The following is a 19,647-nucleotide window of genomic DNA, read 5'->3' as shown; positions in this document are numbered from 1 at the left end:
GCTTCCCGTCAGCCGAGCCGCGGCATCCACCACTTCGGCGTCGCCCCTTCCCTCTTCAGGAAGGCGGCGAGCTTCGCCTCGTCGGTGCGGCTTTCATGCATGTATTCCTGCGCGTGGATGCCTGCACTGATGTAAAGCAGGTCGAAGCCGGTGTCCTGAGCGCCCTTGACGTCCGTCGGCATGCCGTCGCCAATGGCAATGACGCGCGCAAGATCGAACGCACCGCGGGCGGCCTGTGCCTCCGAAAGAGCTGCCCGATAGATCGCCTTGTAGGGCTTGCCGGCGATACGCGCCTCGCCGCCCAGTTCTTCATACAGCTTGGCGATGGCACCGGCACAGGGGATCAGGCGGTGTCCGCGCTCCACCACCAGGTCGGGATTGGCGCAGATGAACGGCACCTTCCGTTTGGCGAGGCCGGTCAGCGTGGCCCGGTAGGTGTCGGGGGTCTCGGTCTCGTCGTCGTAGAAGCCGGCGCAGACGATCGTTTCCGCCTCTTCGGACGACACGATCTCGGTGCCGAGACCTTCGAGCAGCGGCAGGTCCCGATCGGCGCCGATGAAAAAGATCCGCTTCTCGGCGGCGGCAATCAGCGCTCGCGTCACGTCGCCGGAGGTGACGATGCGGTCATAGGCCTCGTCGGGAACGCCTAGGCCGCGGATCTGCACCTTGACGCCCGGGTGGGGGCGCGGGGAATTGGTGATGAGAACGACGGTCAACCCTTGCGCGCGCGCCTCGGCAAGCGCCTCGCCGGCGGATACGAAGGCCTGGACGCCATTGTGAAGCACGCCCCAGACGTCGCAAAGCACCACGTCGTAGCGGCTGGCGATTTCCCGAAAACTGTTGATCCTGACGGCCATACTGGCTTCCCGCAAACTCGGCTTTCCGGCTGACATCGCAAGGAAGGGGCAAGAATACAAGCCTCGCGCATGGAAAATCACCGCCCTTCCCACGGAATCGGCGGCCGCGCAGCGTCTGCGGTATCACAGAAGAATGAGGAGCCACCCGGCTCCGGCGCAGAGCGCGAGAGTCCAGAAGACGCCGCGCTTCCACCACAAAAGCGATGCAGCCGCCAGGATCGTCAGGAGCAGGGCGGCCGGATCCAACGTCGAGGGATCCGGCAGGGGAAGCGAAATCGGCCCGTATTCCAGCCGCTCGACCCGCCGGAACAGGACGTGCAGGCCGAACCAGACTGCCATGTTGAGGATGACGCCGGCAACCGCCGCCGAGATGGCCGAAAGCGCACCCGAGAGCGCCACATTCGCGCGCAGCCGCTCGACATAGGGCGCTCCCAGGAAGATCCAGAGAAAGCAGGGAACGAAGGTCACCCAGGTTGCAAGCGTCGCTGGCGCCGCGTGGGCGCGTGGCGGGCGGCGACGTAGCCGATCACGCCAGCCGAAATCACCACCAAGGGGAACGGCAGTGCGAAGACGAATAGCGCCAGAAAGGCGAAGAGCGCCAGAAGGCGATCGAAGTCGCTTTTCAATGCCCTGCGCGAGAGCCGAACCAGCGCGTCGATCACGATCGCCAGCACCGCGGCCTTGAGACCGAAGAACAGGCTCGCGAGCCAGCCGGTCTCCTGGAACAGGGCATAGGGCGAGGAAAGGGTGAGAATGATGAAAAATCCGGGGATGACGAAGAGCGTTCCCGCGACCACGCCGCCGCGCGTTCCGTGCAACAGCCAGCCGATATAGGTGGCGAGCTGCTGCGCCTCCGGGCCCGGTAGCAGCATGCAGTAGTTGAGCGCATGCAGGAAGCGGCTTTCCGAGCCAGCGGCGTTCCTCGACCAGTTCGCGATGCATGAGCGCGATCTGCCCGGCCGGTCCGCCGAAACTCAACAGGCCGATCTTCGCCCAGACCTTCGTCGCCCCCGCAAAAGACGGGTGGGCGGGCGCGAGGCCCGCCGATGCTTGCTCGTTCACGTCCGCTTCCCCTTGCCGCCGTGGGATACCCAATCATGCTTCTCCTGGGTCGCATCGCGCGCCCAACGGTAGAGCGCGTCGTAGACGCTCATCCCTGCCTCGAGCTGTTCGAGGTCGTCGGCATACATGCGGGAAAGACCGAGCGAGATGGCGAGCAGGCCGGCCGCTTGGGGAGCGAGAGAGAGCCTGTCGGTGTCGGCGCCGCGCACGATACGCGCGACATGCTTGAGCGCGGGGAAGGAGAGACCGAACTCCTTGACCATCGTATCGAAGGTGCAATCCTCGTCGCGATGGCTCCAGAAGACCCCTTCGATATCGAATGGTGTTGCGCCGAAGCGTTCGCCAACCATCTCGACCTCGGCCGGCGTGACAAACAGGAAGCTGGCTTGGCGGTCGACGAAGCGGCGGATCAGCCAGGGACAGGCGATGCGGTCGATTTTCGGCCTTGATCTCGTCACCCACACGGAACCGCCGGACGGATCGGCATTCGGAAGGCTCGCGACGGGGACGAGAGGCAGGCCTGCTTCCCGCCAGGCCTCGATCCCGCCCTCCAGTATCTCGGCGGTCGCGCCCGAATGGCGAAGCCAGGCGGCCACTCCTTCGCTGAGCTTGCCGCCGTGCTCACAGAGCGCAACGACCCAATGCCCCTTGTAGAGCTGCGCCCATTGCCGGACGTCGGCATGGGTGCGGTGGAAGGAACCGGGCACGAGATGGGGATCGGCCGCAACATCGTCGTCATCGCGCACATCGATGAGAACGGGGCAGTTGGGCGTTCCGACGAGCCGGGCAAGTTTTTCGGATGAAATGGAATTGAACGAGGCCATGATACGACGTCCTTGCTTATGATGGACGCGAATTCCGGCATGACGCCTCGTGGGGTATTCGCTCACCCCATATAGTCATCAAACAAAATAGCGGCAGAGCTGTCAACGCTTTCCGACTGGCCGAAAAATCTCGCAGCCGATCCTTGACTCGCCCGCTGGCCGGTCTTATCTCGGCGACGCTAGCACTCGCTCGACATGAGTGCTAATACCATCCACCGGATCTCTCCAACGATCCGCAATGTCATTTGATCGAGGGATTAGACAATGGCAAGCACCAATTTCCGTCCGCTGCACGACCGCGTCGTCGTCCGCCGCGTCGAGTCTGAAGAGAAGACCAAGGGCGGCATCATCATTCCGGACACCGCAAAGGAAAAGCCGCAAGAAGGCGAAATCGTGGCTGTCGGATCGGGCGCTCGTGATGAAAGCGGCAAGGTTGTCGCACTCGACGTCAAGGCTGGTGACCGCGTGCTGTTCGGCAAGTGGTCCGGCACCGAAGTCAAGATCAACGGCGAAGACCTTCTGATCATGAAGGAAGCCGACATCATGGGCATCATCGGCTGATCGGCCGGCAACCCTCCCAAAACCTTCCGTAATTTGAAACCGGACCTGTTCCGGAATTTCGAAACCAGGAGCTTTCAAAAATGGCAGCTAAAGAAGTCAAGTTCGGCCGTTCTGCGCGCGAAAAGATGCTGCGCGGCGTCGACATCCTCGCCGATGCAGTCAAGGTGACGCTCGGCCCGAAGGGTCGTAACGTCGTCATCGACAAGTCCTTCGGCGCTCCGCGCATCACCAAGGACGGCGTTTCGGTCGCCAAGGAGATCGAACTCGAAGACAAGTTCGAGAACATGGGCGCCCAGATGGTCCGCGAAGTCGCTTCGAAGACCAACGACATCGCCGGTGACGGCACGACGACCGCAACCGTTCTCGCCCAGGCGATCGTTCGCGAAGGCGCAAAGGCTGTTGCTGCCGGCATGAACCCGATGGACCTGAAGCGCGGCATCGACCTCGCCGTCGCCGAAGTGGTCAAGGACCTGCTCGCCAAGGCCAAGAAGATCAACACCTCGGATGAAGTCGCCCAGGTCGGCACGATCTCCGCAAACGGCGAAAAGCAGATCGGCCTCGACATCGCCGAAGCGATGCAGAAGGTCGGCAACGAAGGCGTCATCACGGTTGAAGAAGCCAAGACCGCCGAGACCGAACTCGAAGTCGTCGAAGGCATGCAGTTCGACCGCGGCTACCTGTCGCCCTACTTCGTCACCAACCCGGAAAAGATGGTCGCCGACCTCGAAGACGCCTTCATTCTCCTGCACGAGAAGAAGCTTTCGAACCTCCAGGCCATGCTCCCGGTTCTCGAAGCCGTTGTCCAGACGGGCAAGCCGCTCCTCATCATCGCTGAAGACGTCGAAGGCGAAGCCCTTGCCACGCTCGTCGTCAACAAGCTGCGTGGCGGCCTGAAGATCGCCGCCGTCAAGGCTCCGGGCTTCGGTGATCGCCGTAAGGCCATGCTCGAAGACATCGCCATCTTGACGGGCGGTACGGTCATCTCCGAAGACCTCGGCATCAAGCTCGAAAGCGTTACGCTCGACATGCTCGGCCGTGCGAAGAAGGTCTCGATCTCCAAGGAAAACACGACCATCGTCGACGGCGCCGGCCAGAAGTCCGACATCGAAGGCCGCGTTGCCCAGATCAAGGCCCAGATCGAAGAAACCACCTCCGACTACGACCGTGAAAAGCTGCAGGAACGCCTTGCCAAGCTCGCTGGCGGCGTTGCGGTCATCCGCGTCGGCGGTGCGACGGAAGTCGAAGTGAAGGAAAAGAAGGACCGCATCGACGACGCCCTCAACGCGACGCGCGCTGCCGTTCAGGAAGGCATCGTACCGGGCGGTGGCGTTGCCCTGCTCCGCTCCTCCGTCAAGATCACCGCCAAGGGCGAAAACGACGACCAGGAAGCCGGCGTCAACATTGTTCGCCGCGCTCTGCAGTCTCCGGCCCGCCAGATCGTGGAAAACGCTGGCGACGAAGCTTCCATCGTCGTAGGAAAGATCCTCGAGAAGAACACGGACGACTTCGGCTACAACGCCCAGACCGGCGAATATGGCGACATGATCGCCATGGGCATCATCGACCCGGTCAAGGTCGTTCGCACCGCGCTCCAGGACGCAGCTTCGGTTGCCTCGCTGCTCATCACCACCGAAGCCATGATCGCCGAACTGCCGAAAAAGGACGCTCCGGCAATGCCGGGCGGCATGGGCGGCATGGGCGGCATGGACATGATGTGATAAGGCGACAGCCTTAGCACAGCAGGTCCATAAAGCTTCGCCCATGCACTTAAAGCAGTTCAGCGCGTCAAGCGCGCTGAACGGGCGGCATGGACATGATGTGATAAGGCGACAGCCTTAACACAGCAGGTCCATACGGATCTGAAGGGCGGCTCTCGGGCTGCCCTTTTTGCTATTCAGCGAGAAATGATCGTCTCGTTGAGGTAGTCGATCGTCGCGGAGGCCCCTCGTCCGGCCTGCCGCCCACCTTCCCCCGCCTGCGGGGAGAGGGCTAGGGTGAGGGGCGATTTCGCCGGTTACATCAACGATTTCAGATCGCTCCGCGGGTCGGCCAAAATCTTGCGGTCCGGCGTCTTCCCCGCTTCCAGCAGCTTCTTTCCGGTGACATAGGCCTTGGCGTCGTTGATCGCATCGACGGCGATCAGCTTGCCTTCGCGGAAATACCAGACCGAAACACTGCCTTCGCGCTGGCCAGGGCGAACCAAAGTTTCGTCGTGCCCGAGGCCGAAGCCGGCGATCTGGAGCTTGACGTCGTACTGGTCCGACCAGAACCAGGGATGCGGATCGTAGGGCGCGGAACCGCCGGCGAGGATGGCGGCCACGGCCTCTGCCTGGTCCACGGCGTTCTGTACCGACTCCAGGCGGATGCGCATGTCCTGCCAGGGCAGGACTGCGCAATCGCCCATGGCATAGATCGCCGGGTCGGACGTCCGCCCGTAGCTATCGACCAGGATGCCATTCGCAGTTTCAAGCCCGGCATCGTGCGCGAGCGCGTCGTTGGCCGTCACGCCGATGCCGACGATCACCATGTCCACAGGGACGACGGAACCGTCGGAAAGCTCGGCGGCCGAGACGCGGCCGTTCTCACCGATGAGACGATGCAGCCCCATGCCTTCGCGAATTTCAACCCCATGCGCGCGGTGGATATCGCGCACGATTGCCGAGGTGGCTGCGGAGGCAACACGCTGGAGGATGCGGTCGGCCATTTCGAGGACGATCACCTCGAGACCGAGGCTGCGGGCGACCGCCGCAGCCTCGAGGCCGATATAACCGCCACCGACGACAAGCGCCCGACGCCCCGGCTGCATTTCCTCGGCAAGCCGGTCGGCATCCTTGTAATCGCGCACGACATGGACGCCGGCGAGATCGCCACCGATCGATACCGGCAAGCGGCGCGGGGTCGCCCCGGTGGCGAAAGCCAGCGTCTCATAGTCGAGCTTTGATCCGTCACTCAGCGTGACCTCTTTTGCAGCGCGGTCGACGCGCGTCACGCTCGTCGACAGACGGATGTCGACCGAATGGTCCGCATACCAGGCCTCCGGCCGGTAAAGCAGCCGGTCGAGGCTCATTTCCCGCAGCAGGTACTTCTTGGAGAGCGGCGGCCGCTGGTAGGGCAGGCTCGCTTCCGCGGCAATGACGGTGATCGGACGCTGGTCGGCAAGCGCGCGCAGCTTGGCAACCAGGGCGAAGGCGGCCTGACCGCCACCGATGACAACAAGCCTTCCCGACACCTTATCCACCTGTCACGATTCTCTTTCCTAACCGGTACGCTCCCGGCCGCCGGCTCGTCAACTGCGGCCGGGTAGGTGCAGCGGCTATTCCTTTCTCGGAATTTCCAAGCCCCTCTGAGCAGCCGGGCGGGCGAGACCGCGCTCCACCCAGGCCAGGACATTCGGAAAGCTCTCATAGTCGAGCACCTCAGCGCCACCGTAGAACTTGCGCGCGCCTTCCACCCAAGGATAGGTGGCGATGTCGGCGATCGTGTATTCGTCGCCCATCAGCCACTGCCGGCCCTCAAGACGCGCATCGAGAACGCCGAGAAGACGCTTCGCCTCGTCGCGATAACGCTCGACCGGATAGGGATTGTTGGCGACCTTGTCCGCCGCGAACTTGAAGAAATGACCGAACTGGCCCAGCATCGGCCCGACGCCGCCCATCTGGAACATCACCCAGCACAGCGTCTCATAACGGCCGGCCGCATCCGCAGGGATGAGCTTTCCGGTCTTTTCCGCCAGATAAACCAGGATCGCGCCGGATTCGAAGAGCCCGATCGGCTTGCCGTCCGGTCCGTTGGGGTCGATGATCGCAGGAATGCGGCCGTTCGGGTTGAGAGAGACGAATTCGGGCGATTTCTGCTCGTTTGCGTCGAAGGCGATACGGTGCGCCTCATAGGGCAGGCCCAGTTCTTCGAGCGCGATCGAGATTTTCACGCCATTCGGGGTCGGCAGCGAGTAGAGCTGGATAATGTCAGGATTCTTCGCCGGCCAGCGGCGCGTAATCGGGAAGGAGGAAAGATCAGCCATAAGGTTGCCTCGAGTTTGTTCTTGGGAGCTCTGCCGTCCCTACATAGGTAGCGCCGGTTGCATTTGTCAGGGCCGGGACCGACGAATACGAGATGCGCCAACCGGCTCAGAGCGCTCCTCGCACGGCAGCGATGATGCGATCAACCGTGGGATCGTCCGCGTGAGCCGGCTTGCGGGCCCGGACAAGGCAGGCCTCGGAACGCAAGATCACGCCGTCCGAAAGAATCTTCAGATGGTTCGCGCGGAGCGTGGAGCCGGTCGACGTGATATCGACGATGATGTCGGCTGAGCCGGAGGCCGGGGCGCCTTCGGTGGCGCCGAGGCTTTCGACGATGCGGTAGAGCTGAATGCCGTGGCTCCCGGAGAAGAACTGCTGCGTCAGCCTCCAATACTTGGTGGCGATCGCCAGTCGCCGCCCATGGCGGGCGCGGAAATCGGCGGCGACGTCGCCGAGGTCGGCCATGGTATCAACGTCGTACCAGATTTCCGGCACGGCGACGACGACATCCGCTTGGCCGAAGCCGAGCCGGGCCACGAATTCGACCCGCCCATCGGCATCGGCCAGCCCTTCGCGCACGAGGTCTTCGCCGGTGACGCCGAAATCGACGGCACCGCTGCCGACCTCGCGCGAGATTTCGGAGGCCGAAAGGAAGGCGACCTCGACGTCGTCCCAGCCCTCGACGCGCCCGCGATAGGAGCGATCATTGCCGACGGCGACGATCTTCATGCCGGCCCGCTCGAAGATGGCCGAGGCGTCGTCCTTCATCCGTCCCTTCGAGGGCAGCGCAAGGGTAATGGTCATTTCGCGTCCCCTGCGGCCGCCATGGCCCGTTCGATCCGGTCAAGCCAGAGAGAGAACCCGACGGCCGGGATGTGCTCCTGGGCGCCAAGCAGCGTCAGCAGCCTGTCGAAGCGTCCGCCGCCTGCGAGAACCGCCGGCGTTCCCTCGAGTTCGATCTCGAAGACCAGCCCGGTGTAGTAATCGAGCGGGCGGCCGAACGCGGCGCGATACCTGATGACATCGACATCGGCGCCCGACTTTGCAAGCGCCGCAACGCGGGCGTCGAAGAGTGCAAGCGCATCGCCTATTTTCAGTCCCGACTCGGTGGCGAACTGCCGCAGAGCCTCTGGCGCATCGGCGAGCGGCAGATCGAGCGCCAGGAATTCGCGCATGACCGCAAGCGCGGCCGGGTCGAGTTTCGTCGCCGCAAGCGCCATCTTTTCCTTGAGCCGGCGGGCAATGTCGCCGGGCGAGCGGCTGGCATTGGTAGAATAGCCGGTCGCTTCCATGATACCGGCGATCTCCGCCACGAGTCGGTCGACGTCATCAAGGATCCCCATCCCGGCAAGTCGCTCGACCTCAGGACCGAAGACGCCGGAGGACTTTGGGTCTGCAAGTTCCCCCAGAAGCCTCTGCAATTGTTTCTGGTCGCCGAAGGCATGGATGAGCCGCTTCTGCCAACCGGCCGGCAAGCCGCAGGCGGCGATCACCGCCTCGAAGACGGACTGATCGCCGAGCGTCACCTTGAGCCGCCGACCAGGTAGCCGGTTGGCTGCAACGAGCATCGCATCGCCGATTGCTCGCGCGTCGGCGCCGGCCGTGTCCGGGTCACCGAGATCCTCTATGCCTGCCTGGTAAAACTCGTTCGAGCCGTCGCGGCGCTGGCGGAAGACCTCGCCAAGATAGGCGTAACGCTGCGGCGTGCCGGTCGCCGTCTCGATATGCCTGAGGCAGACGGGGATGGTGAATTCCGGGCGCAGGCACAGGCTCTCGCCGGTCTCGCTCGCGGTCATGAAGATGCGGCGGCGCAGGTCTTCTCCCGCCATGTCGAGGAAAGGCTCGGCCGGCTGGATCACCGGCGTATCGACACGCAGCGTCTTCAGCCGTTCGAAATCGGCAAGAAGGTCAGGGGCAAAGGCGGGGAGATCGATCAGCGGCATCAGCCTGACCTTTTCCGATCCTCGGCCTGCCCTTCCAGAATTTCCCGAACCTTGGCGATCAGTTCGCTTTCCAGAACGGAGACCTGGGCGACGCGAGCCTCGCGCCAGGCGACGTTGTTCTCTATCTCGCCGGAGAGGCGCTTGCCCTCGATCAGGTCCTTGATCTGGACGATGCCGGAGGCGCGCTCGTCGCCGCCCTGAATGATGGCGATCGGCGAGCCGCGGCGATCGGCATATTTGAGCTGGTCGCCGAAATTCTTCTTGTTTCCCTGATACATCTCGGCGCGGATGCCGGCGTGGCGCAACTCCTGCACGAAGCGCTGGTAACGGCCCATGCTATCGAGGTCGCGGTCCATGACGCAGACGACGACCGGCGCAATCACCTCTTCGGCGCCGAGCTTGCCGAGATTCTTGAGCGCCGTCATCAGGCGCGAGACACCGATCGAGAAGCCCGTCGCCGGCACTGGCTGTCCCATGAAACGCGAAACGAGGCCATCATAGCGGCCGCCGCCGCCGACCGAGCCGAAGACGACCCGCTCGCCCTTCTCATTGGTGACGGCGAATTGCAGTTCGGCCTCGAAGACGGGACCGGTATAATATTCGAGGCCGCGCACCACCGACGGGTCGATCTTGATGCGGTCCGCCTCGTAACCGGCGCTGAGAACGAGGCTGCGGATGGTGTTGAGTTCCTCGACGCCTTCCGCGCCTTTGGCGGTGCCGGCAACGAGTTCGGCCAGTTCGCCGGCACTCTTGGCGTAGTCGGTGATGCCGATGAAGAACAGAATTTTGCGGATCTGCTGCTCGTCAAGCCCGGCACCCTTGGTGAAATCGCCGCTCTCGTCCTTACGGCCCTCGGCGAGCAGGAGCCGCACGCCGTCCGGTCCGAACTTGTCGAGCTTGTCGATGGCGCGCAGGACCGCCAGACGGGTATTCGCCTGCTCGTCGCCGCCAAGCCCGATTGCTTCCAGCACGCCGTCGAGGACCTTCCGGTTGTTGACCCGGATCACGTAGTCGTTGCGCTTGATGCCAAGCGCCTCCATCGTGTCGGCCATCATCATGCACATCTCGGCATCGGCCTGGACGCCGGCGGCGCCGACCGTATCGGCGTCGAATTGCATGAATTGGCGGAAGCGGCCCGGCCCCGGCTTTTCGTTGCGGAATACGTAGCCGGCGCGATAGGTGCGGTAGGGAAGCTGGATCTCGTTGAAATTCTCCGCCACGTGACGGGCAAGCGGCGCCGTCAGGTCGTAGCGAAGGCTCATCCACTGGTCGTCGTCATCGGTCAGCGAGAACACACCTTCGTTCGGGCGATCGCTGTCGGGGAGAAACTTGCCGAGCGCGTCGGTATATTCGAATAGCGGCGTTTCCACCGGATCGAAGCCGTAGCGCTCATAGACCTCACGGATCTTCGCAATCATCTCGTCGACGGCGCGGATATCCGCGGCCGACCGGTCGACGAAGCCGCGCGGCAGGCGCGCCTTGAGCTTCTGCGTTTTCTTGGTTTTCTGGTTCATGGAAGGCATTCCGGCTACTCAAAGCTTGGTCGGAGCCTTCCCTACCGGATCATATCAAGGGCGGCAAGGGCGGCGGCAGCGACAAAGGCGCTCAAGGCGGGTCCGGATCACTGCTGCCTTTCTCAGAACAACGACACGCGAAAACCGGCAGGCCGATGCGCTAGATCGAGGCCGATCGAGACGGACCTGCGGCAGGCCGCACGAATTGCCGCCGCATCTCCTCGACACCGGCACGGCAGAAGCAGCCTTCCAGGTGGTCGTTGACGAGGCCCATGGCCTGCATGAAGGCATAGACGGTCGTCGGCCCAACGAAGGTCCAGCCGCGCTTCTTCAGATCCTTCGAAATCCTGACCGAAGCCGGCGTCGTCGGATTGGCCACCAGCGTGTCGTAGTCCATGACAGGGGGACGTTCGCTTCCGTTGGGCTCGTGCGACCAGAAATAGGCGGCGAGAGACCCGAATTCATCGCGCAGCTCCCTCGCCCGCCGGGCATTGTTGACCGCGGAGACGATCTTTCCGCGATGACGCACGATGCCCGGATCGGCTAGGCAGCGCTCGACATCGGCCTCCCCGAATTCGGCGACGACCTCGAAATCGAAGCCTGCAAAGGCCCCGCGAAACGCCTCTCGCTTTCTCAAGATCGTCAGCCAGGAAAGCCCCGACTGGAAGCCTTCCAGGCAGATCTTCTCGAACAGCCGGTGGTCGTCCGCCATCGGCCGCCCCCATTCCTCGTCATGATAGCGACGGTAGTCTTCGAGATTGCTGTGCCAGGCACAACGGCTGAGCCCGTCCTCGCCCGTGATCAGACCCTTTTCCGTCATCGTCCATTCCTTCGCATCCGTTTCCTTTTTGTTCTATTTACCATTTGCAAACCAGATTCATAAAGCCGCAAATAACCCTACCCAAAGCTTTCTTGCGGTCGCGGCATTTTAGTGAAGGGCCGTTTACCTTTCGGTGGCGGGCGGGTGCGAGCATCGCGGCTCCAATAGCCGCCTTGTAATGGGCGTCATGTAGCGAGTCCGCCCGATGAAGATGAAGAAGTTCCTCTTGCTTGCCACCTCCTGCCTCTGCATTTTCCCCGTCGGCGCGGGGGCGCAGGATCGTTATCAGAACCGGCCGCCGGTCATCGTCAGCCCGGACCTGACGGCCCCGTGGGTGATGCAGCTGACCGGCGGGCGCGTGCGCCCTGTCGTTTACCGCCCAGAGGCGCCCACGGCCTCCCGAAAACCCGTCGAACGGCGCCAGGTCAGGCGCACGCCCTACGCCCCCGCCGTTCAGCCCGTGGCCGCCACGCGCGCCCAGAAACCGGTGAAAACCAAATTCGACCCGCAGTTCCTGCCACAGATGGTGGCCTATGAGACGGGGGAAAAGCCCGGCACGATCGTGATCGACACCAACAATCGCTTCCTCTATCTCGTGACCGGCAATGGCGAAGCCCGGCGGTACGGAGTAGGCGTCGGCAAGCCGGGCTTCGAGTGGGCAGGCGAGCACAAGATCACCCGCAAGGCCGAGTGGCCGAGTTGGACGCCGCCGCAGGAAATGATCGCGCGCGAAGCAGCCAAGGGTCACTACCTGCCGGCGCGCATGGACGGCGGTCCGCAGAACCCGCTGGGTGCCCGCGCCATGTATCTCGGCTCCACGCTCTATCGGATCCACGGTACCAATGCCCCTTGGACGATCGGCTACGCCGTGTCCTCCGGCTGCATCCGCATGCGCAACGAGGACGTCGTCGACCTTTACGAGCGGGTGAATGTCGGCACCAAGGTCCTCGTTCTGTAGCGGCAGCTGCGGTCCGCTTCCGACGAGGCGCCGCACTTTTCCCGCCGAACCGTGATCTAAAGGCAACAAACACTATCCACGACGCTGATTGCCCAACGCAGTCTGCTTCTATCGGTTGTTTCAGGCCGCGACTTGCCAGTAAATCGCATGGCTTTCGGATTTCGGGGTTCAGAGGGAATCGCAGATGAAATGTCACGCCGGTAAACTGGTCGCGCTCGGCGTCGCGGCCACCACTCTTTTTGCTGCCGTCAACGCTTCGGCGTTCACGCCTGCCGAGCCGGGCGGTCGGGCCGTCAAGCGCTCGGACATCGTCCTCACCGCCCAGCAGAAGAAGCCGCCGAAAAAGTATTGGCGCACCAAGGTTCGTTTCCGCACGGAAGAAGCGCCCGGCACGATCATCATCGATACCAACAGCAAGTTCCTCTATTACATCGATGGTCCGAACCGCGCGACCCGCTACGGGATTGGCGTCGGCCGCGAGGGCTTCGGCTGGTCCGGTATCGTCAAAGTGGGCCGGAAGGCCGAATGGCCGAGCTGGACGCCGCCGGCGGAAATGCGCGCACGCGAAGCGGCCAAGGGCCGGATCCTGCCGATCACCCAGGAAGGCGGCATCGACAACCCGCTCGGCGCCCGCGCACTCTATCTCTACAAGGGCGGTCGCGACACGATCTTCCGCATCCATGGCACCAATCAGCCCTGGACGATCGGCCAGAACATGTCCTCGGGTTGCATCCGGATGATGAACAACGATGTCGAGCACCTCTACGATCGGGCACCGATCGGCACCAAGGTGATCGTGATCGGCCCCGGCAACAAGCAGGGCGACATCAGCTTCGACGACCGCGGCGTCGACATTCTCCGCGAGATCTTCGGCGGCTGACGAGCGAAACTCCCCTCACTCTACATCGCCGCGTCTTGGCAGACGCGCGGCGCTGTAACTCTCTTAATCTGCGCATCGAGCTTTCCGAACATGGTTCCGATTTGCGGGCGGGGCGTGCCCTAAAACGCCGCGTTCGTCCGTTCGACCGCACTGGAGAGCGAGGTGGTGTGGCGCGCTACATGGTTCCGGCAGGCCGGACGGAGGCCGCCTCTCGCCTCAAATCCCCGCCGGCTTCGGCCCGCCATAGGCCCAATCCAGAAGCTCGACCGTATGCACGATGGGGATGGCGGTTCCGGTCGCGATCTGCGTGATGCAACCGATATTGCCGGTCGCGATCACATTCGGCTTCGTCGCTTCGATATTCCCGACCTTTCGGGCCTTGAGCTTCGCCGATATTTCCGGCTGAAGGATGTTGTAGGTGCCGGCCGAGCCGCAACAGAGGTGGCCTTCGGCCGGGTCGCGAACGGAAAATCCCGCCCGTTTCAGAAGCTGCTTCGGCATCGTCGTGATCTTCTGCCCATGCTGCATCGAACAGGCGGAGTGATAGGCGACCGTCAGGCCGCGCGCCTTCTGTTCCGGCAGATCCAGATCCGCCAGATATTCGGTTATGTCTTTCGCCAGAGCAGAGACCCTCGCCGCCTTCTCGGCATAGGCGGGATCAAGCCGCAGCATGTGGCCATAATCCTTGATCGTCGTGCCGCAGCCGGAGGCGGTGATGACGACCGCGTCGAGGCCACCCTCATCAGCAGCCTTCAGCCAGGCGTCGACATTGCGGCGGGCGGCCTTCAGCGCTTGTTCCTCGCGGCCCATATGATGGACCAGGGCGCCGCAGCAGCCTTCCTCTTCCGCGAGGACGACCTCGATCCCCTGCCCCGTCAGCAGCCGGATCGTCGCCTCGTTGATTTCCGGCCGCAGCACCGGCTGTGCGCAGCCGGTAAGCAGCGCCACGCGCCCGCGGCGAGCACCTTTCGCCGAATGGACCTTCGGCTTGGCTACCGTCGGCGGCAGCGCTGCCGGCGCAAGATCGAGCATGACGCCGAAGGTCTTGAGCCAGGGAACGCGCTTCAGCAGCCCGGCCATCGGCCGCGCGAGACGTGCCGCCCGGAGTGCCGCCCGGAAGCGCTGCGGATAGGGCAGCGTTGCGGCGATCACGGAACGGGCGACACGGTCTTTGAAGGGCCGTCGATAGGTGTTCTCGATGTGAATGCGAGCGTGGTCGACGAGATGCATGTAGTCGACGCCCGAAGGACAGGTCGTCATACAGGAGAGACATGAGAGGCAGCGGTCGATATGGGTAACGGTTTCCGTGTCGGCGGCACGCCCGTTTTCAAGCATGTCCTTGATGAGATAGATACGCCCGCGGGGGCTATCGAGCTCGTCGCCGAGGAGCACATAGGTGGGACAGGTGGCGGTGCAGAAGCCGCAATGAACGCACTTGCGCAGGATCTGCTCGGATTCCGCGACATGCGGATCGGCAAGCTGTTCGGGGGAAAAGTTGGTCTGCAACCGAGTACTCCCATACTGCCAGGACGCGGATTCGCTCCTGAACCTAGATCCACCAGCTTTCCGGATTGGTGATCGGCTCCTCGCGCGCGGCCTTCTGAAGCCCGACGACGCAGCGCACCACGACCCAGACCGCGGTCGCCACGAAACCGAGCACACCGATCAGAACGACGGACAGAACCGCGGAGATCAGGACGAACAGCAAGGCGATCCAGAAGGTTCGGATCGCCCAGTCATAATGCGACCTTGCCCAGATTTCCGCCTTGTCACGATTGAGATAGGCGATGACGAGGCCGATCAGCGGTGTGATGCCGATGGCGAAGCCCAACAGATACAGGACGTAGACGATCTGGATATTGACCTTCCCAGGCTCCAGCCAGCGATCGGTGTCGCGGGAAAGATGCGTGCGGGAACCAGGATCTGTCATTGAGGTCTCCTTGGCCGTTGGGCGTCTTCGCGGCGATGCCTCAAGCGATGGTCGCCAGCCGCCCGGGATTGAAAATCCGCAATGGGTCGAACGACGCACGCAGGCGTTCGGACAATTGTGCCACAGCAGGTGGCTGCGGTTCAAAGGCCGGTATGCGCGCGCGTTCGTCCTCACCGGCGCGCAGAAGCGTCGCGTGGCCGCCGCCGACCGCACGGAGATAGCGACGTAGCAGCTCGGCCTCGGGATCGGCCTCCATGCGCAGCCAGACGAGCCCGCCCTGCCAATCATAATAGGCGTCCACGCCGGTCTGCAACCGAAGCGCGGCAACGAGCTGGTGCCCCGCGGAGGGGGCGACGGAGACACGCCAGAGCGGCCGCATCGTGCCGTCGGCATAGGGCTTCACGTCGCGGATATCCGCCCAAAGCAGCTTGGTTTGTACGGTATCCAATCGTAAAACCGGCCCGAAGCGAGCGAACGCCTCTGAGAGCCTTTTCGCCCGCAGGGCAACCGAGTCCGCAAGCCCTTCGAGCCTCAGAACCGTGGCCGCCCCCTCGGGCAGCGCGCCGTCGATGAAGCGCCCGCGGACGCTCTCCGGCAGATGCGCAGCGCCCGACACCTCCGCCGGCTGGGCCATGGCCTCGGCCATCACCGCTGCGGCCTCCGCGTCGTTGAGACCGGAAACAACCACCGTCGCGGCCGCCGGCGGCGACGGCAGGACCTTGAAGGTGACCTCCGTCAGGATTCCGAGGGTGCCGTGGGAGCCGGCAAGCAGCTTGGCGAGGTCGAGCCCGGTGACATTCTTCATCACCCGCCCGCCGGCCTTGATCGCCTGGCCGCGGCCGTTGATGAAGCGAACGCCGAGCAGGCTGTCGCGCGCGGCACCGGCGACATAGCGGCGCGGGCCCGAGACGTTGGCCGCGAAGACGCCGCCGATGGTCGGCTCGCCGGAGGTGCCGAAGACCGGCCTGTGGTCCATCGGCTCGAAGGACAGCATCTGGCCTTTCGCCTCGAGCGCCGCCTCGATCTCCGACAGCGGCGTACCCGCGAGCGCGCTCATCGTCATCTCCGCAGGATTATAGGTGACGATGCCGGAGAGGCGCCGCGTCGAAAGCGTGCGAGCCGCCCGGACGGGGTTGCCGAGGCCCGTCCGTGTGCCGCCGCCGACGATCGAAAGCGTGACGCGCTCGGCCGATGCCGAGCGGACGACCGAGGCAATGCCCTCCTCGCTTGGCGGCTCGAAATGAACGATCATGCTGCGGGCCGTCCTTCGAGCGGGAAGACCTTGGACGGGTTCAGGAGCCAGTGCGGGTCGAAGGCCGCCCGCGCCGCCATCTGCTGATCGAGGTCGGCCTGGCTGTACTGATGCCGCATCAGGTCGCGTTTCTCTATGCCGACGCCGTGCTCGCCCGTGAGGCAGCCGCCGGCCTCGACACAGAGCTTCAGGATGTCGTTGCCGGCAGCCTCCGCGCGCGCCGCATCCTTCGGGTCGTTGATGTCGTAGAGGATCAATGGATGCATGTTGCCATCGCCGGCATGAAAAACGTTGGCGACGCGCAAGCCGTAACCCGCGACGATTTCGCCGGTCCGGCGCAGGACATGGGAGAGCTGGCTCAGCGGCACGGTGCCGTCCATGCAGATGTAATCGGCGATGCGACCGGTGGCGCCGAAGGCGGATTTCCTGCCCTTCCAGATCAGCGCCGCCTCGAGCGCCGACTGCGATTCCTTGATCGTCTTGACCCCGTGGCGGCGGGCGATCTCAACGATGCTCCGAAGCATCGTGTCCATCTCAGCTTCGGAACCCTCGACCTCGACGATCAGCAACGCCTCGACGTCGAGCGGATAGCCCGCCTGGGCGAAGGCTTCGCAGATCTCGATCGCCGGCTTGTCCATGAATTCGATCGCGACCGGGATGATGCCGGCGGCGATGATATCGGCGACGCAGGACCCGGCTGCCTCGGACGAATCGAAGCCGAAAAGCACCGGGCGCGCACCTTCCGGCTTGGCGATCAGGCGGACAGTCGCTTCCGTGACGATGCCGAGTTGCCCCTCCGAGCCGCAGACGAGGCCAACGAGATCATAACCCGGCGCATCCAGCGCCTTGCCGCCGAGCTCGATCACAGTGCCGTCGAAGAGCACCATCTTGACGCCCAACAGATTGTTGGTGGTCACCCCGTATTTCAGGCAATGGGCGCCGCCGGAATTCATGCCGATATTGCCGCCGATCGTGCAGGCGAGTTGCGAACTCGGATCGGGCGCGTAGAAGAAGCCGTCGGCCCCGGCCGCTTCGGAAATACCGAGATTGGTGACGCCGGCCTGAACCGTCGCCGCGCGGTTGAAGAGGTCGATGTCGAGAATGCGTGACATCTTGGAGAGGCCGACGACGACGGCATCCTCCTGGGGAATGGCGCCGCCGGACAGCGAGGTCCCGGCGCCGCGCGGCACGACGGGAATGCCATATCGGCTGCAATATTTGAGCACGGCGGCAACCTGCTCCGTCGTCTCCGGCAGGGCCACGGCCAATGGTATGCGGCGATAGGCTAGAAAGGCGTCCGTCTCGAACGGCTTCAGCCCGCGCTCGTCACTGATCAGCGACCCCTCAGGGAGGAGATCGGTGAGGTCGGCGATGATCTCCCGCCGGCGGCCAAGAACGGCCTGTCTGGGTTCCAGGAATCCGATCGTCTCCGGCATGAGCACCTCCAGTCAGATGCGCCCTGACGCGCGCCTCTCAAATCTTGCCGACTTGAGGAAACACGCGGAAAATTCAAGATGCTATAGCGCTCTCGACGCGTTCAGAGAACATGCATGGCGCCATAGGGTGGTATTTTTTGTTTACCACTGGAGCGGCACCCGGGGCAAATGCTAACGTATTTTCCTCTTCGTCGATTGTCTCGCCGCACTATGCGGCCTCGCTTCCTATTGGGCACTGTAGCGGATGCTACTTGTGCGCCGCCTCCTCGTGATGGCGGCGAATGCGCCTGACCACCATCCAGACGCCGACGACGGCTATGGGCACGGCAATCCCGGTGAGCACGCCGGGATCGACGGGAATCTGGTGGCTCAAGGGCTTGGCGAGGTAGCCGAAAAGCCCGACAACATAATAGGAGATCGCGGCGACCGACAGGCCCTCGACCGTCTGCTGCAGGCGCAACTGCAGCTTGGCGCGGCGGTCCATCGAATTGAGCAGCGCACTGTTCTGGCGTTCGAGCTCGACGTCGACCCAGCTTCGCAAGAGTGTCGTCGCGCGCGCGAGCTTGGTCGACAGGTTCTTCTGTCGTTCCTCGACCGATTGACAGGTCCTCATGGCCGGCGCCAGCCGGCGTTCGAGGAAGGTGCCGATCGTCTCGTAGCCGGGCACGGGCGTTTCGGAAAGTGTGCGGATACGTTCTTGGACGATGCCGTAATAGGCGCGGCTGGCCCCGAAGCGGTAGAGGCTCAGGGCGGCGCCGGCTTCGAGGTCGGCGGCAAGACGCGTAATCCCGGAAAGCATCTCGTCGGCTTCCTCGCGGACATTCTCCTTCATGCGCTGCGTGATCGCCGTCAGGCCGTCCTCGGTCCGGCGAATTTCCGGCGACAAGGATTGCGCCAGCGGCAGGCCGAGCATGGCGAGCGTGCGATAGGTCTCGATATCGAGCAGGCGCTGCGCCAGGGCGCCCGTTCCCGCCTCGGTCATCCCCCTGTCGATCACAAGGATCTGGGTGAGGCCGTCTCCGTTCTGGCGAAAGTCGGTCACGATCACTGCCTGGCCGTTCTTGCTCTCGCTGTAGCAAAGGCTCTTCGGATCGAAGAGCTTGATGGCGTCGCGGGTCTGCGGCGTGTCGTGACGAATCTCGAGGCGAATGCCGGCGATCAGCAGGCCAGGCGGCGAAAAGCCGTCGCCGAACGGGTGAACCGGCACCTCTTCACCGAAGCGTTCCGGCGCCGGCGTATCCCAGAAATAGGTGGAGAATTCCGTATGCCGCTCCCAGCGCAGCGTTCCGTTCCCCCAGGGGATGGCATGGTGGCTGGCGTCGCGTCCGGGCGGCGCGATCCCGCAGGATCGCGAGAGCTCGGAGAGCACCGCATGATCGACGATCGATCCGCCATCGGTGAGAAAGGCGAGCTGAAAAATCACCCTCGGCGTCGTGACCAATGCGTAGGGCCGCGCGTGAACCTCGCCCAATGCCTGCGCACGCAAGGGTGCGACCGGAAATGCAAAACTGCCTTTTGGCATGAAGCGCTTCATCCCCCTCACGCGTTCATCACCGTTTTCTTATCAATCCGTGAAGCAAAAAGAACGGGG

The 19,647-nt window shown here is 63.6% G+C and carries 17 protein-coding genes and 1 pseudogene; 4 read left to right on the top strand and 14 right to left on the bottom strand.

Annotated elements, in window-relative coordinates; genetic code table 11:
* Positions 1–8 precede the first annotated feature (8 nt).
* The 3 genes and pseudogenes from EKH55_RS01970 to EKH55_RS01960 all read right to left on the bottom strand — a co-directional run bounded on the left by EKH55_RS01970 (position 9) and on the right by EKH55_RS01960 (position 2,743).
* Positions 9–857, bottom strand: coding sequence for a TIGR01459 family HAD-type hydrolase (locus EKH55_RS01970; RefSeq protein ID WP_069460310.1), 849 nt, complete (start codon positions 855–857; stop codon positions 9–11).
* A gap of 123 nt (positions 858–980) precedes the next feature.
* Positions 981–1,919, bottom strand: a pseudogene (locus EKH55_RS01965) (chromate transporter).
* Positions 1,916–2,743: a chromate resistance protein ChrB domain-containing protein gene (locus tag EKH55_RS01960; RefSeq protein ID WP_151610889.1), complete on the bottom strand. Its 828-nt coding sequence runs from the start codon at positions 2,741–2,743 to the stop codon at positions 1,916–1,918. Before EKH55_RS01960 ends, EKH55_RS01965 begins: the two are co-directional and overlap by 4 nt.
* Positions 2,744–3,007: 264 nt before the next feature.
* On the opposite strand from EKH55_RS01960, the gene groES reads away from it, so the two are divergent.
* A complete protein-coding gene (gene groES / locus EKH55_RS01955) occupies positions 3,008–3,304 on the top strand; it encodes a co-chaperone GroES (RefSeq protein WP_004675403.1) in 297 nt (98 codons plus the stop codon).
* An 80-nt stretch (positions 3,305–3,384) separates the two neighbouring features.
* Positions 3,385–5,022: a chaperonin GroEL gene (groL, locus tag EKH55_RS01950; protein ID WP_069460308.1), complete on the top strand. Its 1,638-nt coding sequence runs from the start codon at positions 3,385–3,387 to the stop codon at positions 5,020–5,022.
* Positions 5,023–5,318: 296 nt separating this feature from the next.
* On the opposite strand, the gene EKH55_RS01945 is transcribed toward groL, so the two are convergent.
* From EKH55_RS01945 to EKH55_RS01920, 6 genes are all read right to left on the bottom strand, one after another.
* Positions 5,319–6,533, bottom strand: coding sequence for an NAD(P)/FAD-dependent oxidoreductase (locus tag EKH55_RS01945; RefSeq protein ID WP_083265435.1), 1,215 nt, complete (start codon positions 6,531–6,533; stop codon positions 5,319–5,321).
* 84 nt (positions 6,534–6,617) lie between these two features.
* On the bottom strand, positions 6,618–7,325 hold the full coding sequence (locus EKH55_RS01940; protein ID WP_069460306.1) for a glutathione binding-like protein: 708 nt from the start codon (positions 7,323–7,325) through the stop codon (positions 6,618–6,620).
* Positions 7,326–7,431: 106 nt separating this feature from the next.
* Positions 7,432–8,127: an ATP phosphoribosyltransferase gene (hisG, locus tag EKH55_RS01935; RefSeq protein WP_069460305.1), complete on the bottom strand. Its 696-nt coding sequence runs from the start codon at positions 8,125–8,127 to the stop codon at positions 7,432–7,434.
* On the bottom strand, positions 8,124–9,266 hold the full coding sequence (locus EKH55_RS01930) for an ATP phosphoribosyltransferase regulatory subunit (RefSeq protein ID WP_069460304.1): 1,143 nt from the start codon (positions 9,264–9,266) through the stop codon (positions 8,124–8,126). Before EKH55_RS01930 ends, hisG begins: the two co-directional genes overlap by 4 nt.
* On the bottom strand, positions 9,266–10,789 hold the full coding sequence (hisS, locus tag EKH55_RS01925) for a histidine--tRNA ligase (RefSeq protein ID WP_151610888.1): 1,524 nt from the start codon (positions 10,787–10,789) through the stop codon (positions 9,266–9,268). The genes EKH55_RS01930 and hisS overlap by 1 nt, the downstream gene beginning before the upstream one ends.
* Positions 10,790–10,940: 151 nt before the next feature.
* Positions 10,941–11,600, bottom strand: coding sequence for a DNA-3-methyladenine glycosylase I (locus tag EKH55_RS01920; protein ID WP_069460302.1), 660 nt, complete (start codon positions 11,598–11,600; stop codon positions 10,941–10,943).
* Between the two features lie 211 nt (positions 11,601–11,811).
* Here EKH55_RS01920 and EKH55_RS01915 point away from each other — a divergent pair, with 211 nt between their 5' ends.
* Positions 11,812–12,558 carry a L,D-transpeptidase gene (locus tag EKH55_RS01915; protein ID WP_069460804.1) on the top strand — a complete coding sequence of 249 codons (747 nt, stop codon included), beginning with the start codon at positions 11,812–11,814 and terminating at the stop codon, positions 12,556–12,558.
* Between the two features lie 184 nt (positions 12,559–12,742).
* On the top strand, positions 12,743–13,438 hold the full coding sequence (locus tag EKH55_RS01910) for a L,D-transpeptidase (protein WP_069460301.1): 696 nt from the start codon (positions 12,743–12,745) through the stop codon (positions 13,436–13,438).
* Between the two features lie 216 nt (positions 13,439–13,654).
* On the opposite strand, the gene glcF is transcribed toward EKH55_RS01910, so the two are convergent.
* From glcF to EKH55_RS01885, 5 genes are all read right to left on the bottom strand, one after another.
* Positions 13,655–14,944 (bottom strand): glycolate oxidase subunit GlcF, encoded by a 1,290-nt coding sequence (gene glcF, locus EKH55_RS01905; protein ID WP_151610887.1) that lies wholly within the window; start codon positions 14,942–14,944, stop codon positions 13,655–13,657.
* 43 nt (positions 14,945–14,987) lie between these two features.
* Entirely contained in the window at positions 14,988–15,368 is a 381-nt protein-coding gene (locus tag EKH55_RS01900; RefSeq protein WP_151610886.1) for a DUF4870 family protein, read from the bottom strand.
* Between the two features lie 40 nt (positions 15,369–15,408).
* A complete protein-coding gene (gene glcE, locus EKH55_RS01895; protein ID WP_151610885.1) occupies positions 15,409–16,620 on the bottom strand; it encodes a glycolate oxidase subunit GlcE in 1,212 nt (403 codons plus the stop codon).
* Positions 16,617–18,056 (bottom strand): FAD-linked oxidase C-terminal domain-containing protein, encoded by a 1,440-nt coding sequence (locus EKH55_RS01890; RefSeq protein WP_069460297.1) that lies wholly within the window; start codon positions 18,054–18,056, stop codon positions 16,617–16,619. Before EKH55_RS01890 ends, glcE begins: the two co-directional genes overlap by 4 nt.
* Positions 18,057–18,303: 247 nt before the next feature.
* Positions 18,304–19,578: a DUF3422 family protein gene (locus EKH55_RS01885; protein ID WP_151610884.1), complete on the bottom strand. Its 1,275-nt coding sequence runs from the start codon at positions 19,576–19,578 to the stop codon at positions 18,304–18,306.
* Positions 19,579–19,647 lie beyond the last annotated feature (69 nt).

Source organism: Sinorhizobium alkalisoli (genome assembly GCF_008932245.1).
In the GTDB taxonomy this organism is placed as follows: domain Bacteria; phylum Pseudomonadota; class Alphaproteobacteria; order Rhizobiales; family Rhizobiaceae; genus Sinorhizobium; species Sinorhizobium alkalisoli.
This window is presented reverse-complemented; position numbering and strand designations above follow the sequence as displayed.